Below are 5,214 nucleotides of genomic sequence, written 5' to 3'. Positions count from 1 at the left end.
GGTACCGCCCCTGCCCAGGGGCGGAACCGGCCGTTCGCCCGGCCCCCGCGGGTGGTCAGGCCGGACCGGATCGCTCGACGTCGCCCGATCCGCGCGGTGCCCGCACCGCCGCCTTGTGCAGGGTGCGCAGGGCCACCAGGAGCAGCCCGATGTCGTCCAGCAGAACCGGGTCGGGGAGCAGGTCGACGGGGCTGATCAGGTAGGCGACGGACGCCCAGAACAGGACCTTGGCCGACATGGGGACACCGGTCGACGCCAGGAGCTTCCGGGCCCGGACCAGCTTCACGACCAGGACCACCGCGACCGCCAGGGACACGGCCAGCAGAGCGCCGGCGACCCACCACAGAACGCCGCTACCGTCCACCGGTACACCTCCCGCTCGCACCCGCACCGACCCGCCTCCGGCGGGCGGAACGGCCCGGGCGGGCACGCACGCGCTCGCCGCACGGCCCTGCCCAGGGTACGGGAGGTCCGGCCCGGTCAGGCGTCGAGTACTCCGCCCGCGCGCCTGACGACCGGCGCCTGCGTCGACCACGGGAAGTTGATCCAGTCGTCGGTCCGCTTCCACACGTACTCGCACTGCACGAGGCTGTGCGACTTCTCGTAGATGACGGCCGAGCGCACCTCGGCGACGTGGCCGAGGCAGAAGTCGCGCACCAGCTTCAGCGTCTTTCCGGTGTCAGCGACGTCGTCGGCGATCAGGACCTTCTTGTCGGTGAAATCGATCGCCTCGGGAACGGGTGCCAGCATCACGGGCATGTCGAGGGTCGTGCCCACGCCCGTGTAGAACTCGACGTTCACGAGATGAATGTTCTTGCAGTCCAGCGCGTAGGCCAGACCTCCTGCCACGAACACACCGCCGCGGGCGATGCTCAGGATGAGATCGGGCTCGAACCCGTCATCCGCCACCGCCTGCGCCAGCTCGCGCACCGCCCGGCCGAACGCCGGATAATCCAGGACCTCACGTACATCGCTCACCTGCACATTCTCCACCTTCCTCGGCCCACGACGACCACCGGCCTCCGGGGACCGCAGCACGGCGGGCCTCGTCCCGGGCAGCGGCAGGCAGGCCAGGACAGGAAATTCTTCGGCCACGACCCTCTCAAGTGGGGGTGTCACACCGTACGGAGACGAAGATTCTTTCGCCGTGCCGGGGCTGCCCGGGGAGCGTCAGAACTTGCGCGCCTGGGTGACCTGGTTCAGGTGGACGAGCACGTCGTAGGCCCGGCCGAGCGCGAGCCGCGGCATCGGGTCGTCGACGAAGACGGAGCCGGCGTCGTAGGTGGGGCGGGTGACGTCCAGCCAGTCGCGGGCCGCGCGCGGGGCGGTGCGCAGGTCGAGGTAGTAGTCGCGGTAACGGACCTGGTCGAGGGTGTACTCGTTCATGTCCGGGGTGGCCGCCGGCACCGTGACGGTCTTCCAGGCGCCGGTCAGGATCTCGTCGTTGGTGAGGAAGGAGCCGCTGTCGAAGGTGAAGCCGATGGCGACGTAGTCGCTGCCGTAGGCGTCGCGCAGGTGGGAGCCCTGCGGCTTGGGGTACAGGAAGGTGTCGGTGGCCAGGTAGCCGGTGTGGCCGTTGTGCGCCGACAGCAGCACCTTGCCGCCGGTGCGGCGCTGCCACCAGGCGGTGGTGTCCGCCATCACCCGGTCGCGCAGCTGCTCCGCGGCGGAGACGGAGGCCGGGTCGGTGAGGTCCAGGCCGGCGAAGGCGAAGGTCTGGGCGATGTTGCGGGCGTGCTGGACGGCCCACTCGTGGGCGTCCTCGCCGGGGGCACCGGTCGCGGTGACCAGGTCGAGGGCCTGCTGGGCCCTGGCGGCGTTCTCCCGGCGCTCGGCGAGCGGCAGCCGGAGGTAGCCGAAGACGTCGTCGAAGGGCCGCAGGCCCGCGTAGAGCCCGTCGAGCCGCGCGACGGCGTCGGGGCGGACCTCGCGCACATAGGAGGTGACCCGTTCGAAGATCCGGTCGCCCAGCCTCGGGGCGCCGATGTCGTCGCCGACGAAGTGCAGCGGGCGCTGCGGGTGGCTGCGGTTGTGGGCGCGCATCCAGTCGATGAGGTCGGCGAACTCCTCGCGCTCCCAGGGGCTGCCGCCCAGGGCCTCCTTGACGACCTGGCGGGCATCGCCAGGACCGCCCTGGACGTACTCGTCGACCAGCAGTCCGCTGGTCCAGCTGGTCTCCAGGGCGAAGGTGGTGAAGCCCTTCTCCTCGACGAGGTGGCGGAACAGCCGGTGCTTCATCGCGAAGAACTCGTGCGAGCCGTGCGTCGCCTCGCCGAGGCCGACCACCGCGGCGTCACCGATCATCGCGTCCAGCGCCCGGAGGTCGGCGGTGCGGGCGCCGGGCTCCGTCGTCCGCAGCGGCTGGGCGACGCTCTCCAGCGCGCGCACGACGGCGGACCGCCGCGCCGTGGCCGCGTACCCGTCCGCCGGGGACACCGGGGGCGCCGAGGACGCCGGGGCCGCCGGGGCCGCAGGGACCGCCGGCGCTGCCGGGGACACCGGCGCCGCCACCGCCGCCATCGGGGCCAGGACGGCCGCGGCCGCCACCGCCGCCGTCGCGGCCAGCAGTCCGCGCCGTCCGATCCGCTTGTTGCCTGCCATGCCTGCGATCACTCCTCGACTCGACACAACGCCGACGACCTCGGCGTTCAGTGAGTCGATCTTCGCGTCGGCGCCGCCCGCGGCGCGCTGGGGACGGCCTCCGACCTGCCTGGGGGAAACCCCCCGGCCGGATCCGGTGGCCGGCCGGAAGACCGGCGGCGGCCCGCCGTCCGTTACAGGGCGCGCAGCGCCCGCTCGCACTCGCGGCAGCGCTGCTCGGCCAGGGCGGGCGGGTACCACGGCTCGCCCAGACCGGGGCGGAAGTGCGCGTGCTCCATGTCTCCGGTGTCCCGCCCGCACAGGGTGCTCGGCAGCGGGTCCTCCGGCACGTCCGGGTCCGATCCGGCGGCGTGCACGGCTGCCACGGCGGGCTCGACCCCCTCCGGGCCGAGCACCCGGCCGGGGTCCAGCTCGTAGAGGACGACGATCGAGGCCATGGCACGAGGATCGGACGCCCGGGCCTCCCGGACACCCCGGGGTGGGCTGTTCGTGGTCGCCGCGCCGGTGCCGGGCCCGTAGTGCCCGGCGGAGCATCGACCCAAACCGGGACCAAGCGCATCACCGGCCCGGGACCTTGGGTCCGCGATCAGGTCCCGGTCGGCCGATTCGCCGCTCCCCCGGGCGCGGCAGTGTGGTGATCACGGCGCAGCCGGCCGGTCCGCCGGGGTGTCACCCGATCGGACCAGCCGCGTTGCCGCCGCAGGCGCCGTTGGCAAGCGTGGGCGAGGACCGTCGGCGCGCGAACGGCCGTACCACCGATCGAAGGAGTGCACGTGTACTGGAGCAGCGGGAACTACGAAGCGTTCGCCAGGCCGCGCAAGCCCGAGCGGGCCGACCGGGCCAGTGCCTGGTTCGTCGGCGCCGGGCTGGCCTCGCTCGCGGGAGCCGCGTTCCTGGTGCGCGACGCGCAGGTGCCGGGCGAGCGGATCACCGTCCTGGAGCGGCTGCGGCTGCCCGGCGGCGCGCTGGACGGCATCAAGGAGCCGGAGAAGGGCTTCGTGGTGCGCGGCGGCCGCGAGCTGGAGGACCACATGGAGTGTCTGTGGGACCTCTTCCGCTCGGTGCCCTCGCTGGAGGTCGAGGGCGCCTCGGTGCTCGACGAGTTCTACTGGCTGAACAAGGACGACCCGAACTTCTCGCTCCAGCGGGTCACCGAGCAGCGGGGCCGGGACGCCCGCACCGACGGGCTGTTCGCGCTGAACGACCGGGCGCAGAAGGACCTGGTGCGGATCTTCCTCGCCACCCGCGAGGAGCTGGAGGGCAAGCGGATCGACGAGGTCTTCGGCCGCGACTTCCTGGACAGCAACTTCTGGCTGTACTGGCGGACCATGTTCGCCTTCGAGGAGTGGCACGGCGCCCTGGAGATGAAGCTCTACCTGCACCGCTTCGTCCACCACGTCGGTGGCCTGCCGGACCTCTCCGCGCTGAAGTTCACCAAGTACAACCAGTACGAGTCGATGGTGCTGCCGCTGACCCGCTGGCTGATGGACCAGGGCGTGACCTTCCGTTTCGAGACCGAGGTCACCGACATCGACTTCGACCTCGCGCCCGGGCGCAAGCGGGCCACCCGGATCCACTGGACCGAGGCGGGCAAGCCCGGCGGTGTCGAACTCGGCGAGGACGACCTGGTGTTCACCACCATCGGCTCGCTCACCGAGAACTCCGACAACGGCGACCAGCACACCCCGGCGCGGCTGAACGAGGGCCCGGCGCCGGCCTGGGACCTGTGGCGGCGGATCGCGGCCAAGGACCCGGAGTTCGGCCGCCCGGAGGTGTTCTGCGGCAACATCCCGCGGAGCAAGTGGGAGTCGGCCACCGTCACCACCCTGGACCCGCGCATCCCCCGGTACATCCAGCAGGTCGCCAAGCGCGACCCGTTCGGCGGTGGCGTGGTCACCGGCGGCATCGTCACCGCCCGTGACTCCTCCTGGCTGCTGAGCTGGACGGTCAACCGGCAGCCGCACTTCAAGCAGCAGCCGGCCGACCAGATCGTGGTCTGGCTGTACTCGCTCTTCGTCGACCGCCCGGGCGACTACGTCCGCAAGCCGATGCAGGAGTGCACCGGCGAGGAGATCACCCAGGAGTGGCTCTACCACCTGGGCGTTCCCGAGGCGGAGATCCCGGAGCTGGCCGCCGGGGCCGCGCGCTGCGTCCCGGTGATGATGCCCTACGTCACCTCGTTCTTCCTGCCCCGCAAGGCCGGCGACCGGCCGCAGGTGGTGCCGGACGGCGCGGTGAACTTCGCGTTCATCGGCCAGTTCGCGGAGACCGGCCGGGACTGCATCTTCACCACCGAGTACTCGGTGCGCACCGGCATGGAGGCCGTCTACCGGCTGCTGGACGTCGAGCGGGGCGTCCCCGAGGTGTTCAACTCGACCTATGACGTGCGCAAGCTGCTCGCGGCGACCAGCCGGCTGCGCGACGGCGCCGAACTGAGCCTGCCCGGACCGGAGTTCCTGCGCAAGCGGCTGCTGCACCGGCTGGAGGCGACCGAGGTCGGCGCACTGCTGGAGGAGTTCGGGCTGATCGACGAGGGCCGGTAGCGCCGGCGCACGGCTCCGGGGGTCCACCGGCCTGCCGCTACCGGCGCACCGCGTCCAGCGCGAGCAGGGC

Annotated in this window: 5 protein-coding genes; 1 reads left to right on the top strand and 4 read right to left on the bottom strand. The window is 72.2% G+C overall.

What is annotated here, in order from left to right; all coding sequences use genetic code 11:
- Window positions 1–55 precede the first annotated feature (55 nt).
- The 4 genes from ABT238_RS38490 to ABT238_RS38475 form a co-directional block, all read right to left on the bottom strand.
- The gene (locus ABT238_RS38490; protein WP_350565072.1) at window positions 56–364 is read right to left on the bottom strand and encodes a YkvA family protein; all 309 of its coding nucleotides are present in this window, start codon (window positions 362–364) and stop codon (window positions 56–58) included.
- Window positions 365–480: 116 nt separating this feature from the next.
- The gene (locus ABT238_RS38485; RefSeq protein ID WP_350565074.1) at window positions 481–978 is read right to left on the bottom strand and encodes a phosphoribosyltransferase; all 498 of its coding nucleotides are present in this window, start codon (window positions 976–978) and stop codon (window positions 481–483) included.
- A gap of 192 nt (window positions 979–1,170) precedes the next feature.
- Complete coding sequence (locus tag ABT238_RS38480) at window positions 1,171–2,601, bottom strand: erythromycin esterase family protein (RefSeq protein WP_350807279.1); 1,431 nt, start codon at window positions 2,599–2,601, stop codon at window positions 1,171–1,173.
- 173 nt (window positions 2,602–2,774) lie between these two features.
- Window positions 2,775–3,038: a hypothetical protein gene (locus ABT238_RS38475; protein ID WP_350565078.1), complete on the bottom strand. Its 264-nt coding sequence runs from the start codon at window positions 3,036–3,038 to the stop codon at window positions 2,775–2,777.
- A gap of 336 nt (window positions 3,039–3,374) precedes the next feature.
- Between ABT238_RS38475 and ABT238_RS38470 the strand changes: the two genes are divergently transcribed.
- Window positions 3,375–5,144: an oleate hydratase gene (locus ABT238_RS38470; RefSeq protein ID WP_350565079.1), complete on the top strand. Its 1,770-nt coding sequence runs from the start codon at window positions 3,375–3,377 to the stop codon at window positions 5,142–5,144.
- Window positions 5,145–5,214: the final 70 nt, after the last annotated feature.

It is taken from the genome of Kitasatospora sp. NPDC001527 (assembly GCF_040298605.1).
Classification (GTDB): Bacteria; Actinomycetota; Actinomycetes; order Streptomycetales; family Streptomycetaceae; genus Kitasatospora.
This window is presented reverse-complemented; position numbering and strand designations above follow the sequence as displayed.

What these genes read in the sequence shown, in the direction of transcription:
- ABT238_RS38480 (WP_350807279.1), bottom strand. Translation starts at nt 2,601, where the DNA reads ATGGCAGGCAACAAGCGGATCGGACGGCGCGGACTGCTGGCCGCGACG.
- ABT238_RS38475 (WP_350565078.1), bottom strand. Translation starts at nt 3,038, where the DNA reads ATGGCCTCGATCGTCGTCCTCTACGAGCTGGACCCCGGCCGGGTGCTC.